We start from the raw sequence: 777 nt of genomic DNA on the forward strand, positions 1-777 counted from the left end.
TACAGGTGGTTTTTTGGGTATCGCGAATGCCGACGATCTCAACCTCTTCACCAACTTTAATGATGCCGCGCTCGACACGACCGGTTACCACGGTACCGCGACCGGAGATGGAGAACACGTCTTCGATCGGCATCAGGAATTTACCATCGATCGCACGTTCCGGCTCAGGAATGTAGGTATCCAATGCTTCGACCAGTTTGACAACGGATTGAACGCCGATTTCGCTTTGCTCGCCTTCCAACGCTTTCAGCGCTGAACCCACGATAATCGGGGTGTCATCGCCTGGGAATTCGTACTGGTTTAACAGTTCGCGAATTTCCATTTCGACCAATTCGATCAGCTCGGCGTCGTCGACCATGTCGGCTTTGTTCAGGAACACGACGATATAAGGCACGCCTACTTGGCGGGACAACAGGATGTGTTCACGGGTTTGCGGCATCGGACCGTCCGCAGCAGAGCAAACCAGAATCGCACCATCCATTTGCGCAGCGCCAGTAATCATATTTTTTACATAGTCGGCGTGACCCGGGCAGTCGACATGTGCATAGTGACGGGTCGATGATTCGTATTCAACGTGCGAAGTCGAAATGGTAATACCCCGCGCACGCTCTTCCGGTGCGTTATCGATTTGGTCGAAGGCTTTGGTCTCACCGCCGTTAATTTCGGCCATTACTTTGGTCAATGCCGCGGTCAAAGTGGTTTTGCCGTGGTCAACGTGGCCGATCGTTCCTACGTTTACGTGCGGTTTCTTTCTTTCAAATTTTTCTTTAGCCATTT

At 51.7% G+C, this 777-nt stretch carries 1 protein-coding gene; it reads right to left on the minus strand.

Annotated features, from left to right (window positions below):
* On the minus strand, window positions 1–775 hold a 775-nt coding region (locus NP603_RS20865; protein ID WP_256612798.1), incomplete at its 3' end, for an elongation factor Tu.
* Window positions 776–777 lie beyond the last annotated feature (2 nt).

It is taken from the genome of Methylomonas aurea (assembly GCF_024505045.1).
Taxonomy (GTDB): Bacteria; Pseudomonadota; Gammaproteobacteria; order Methylococcales; family Methylomonadaceae; genus Methylomonas; species Methylomonas aurea.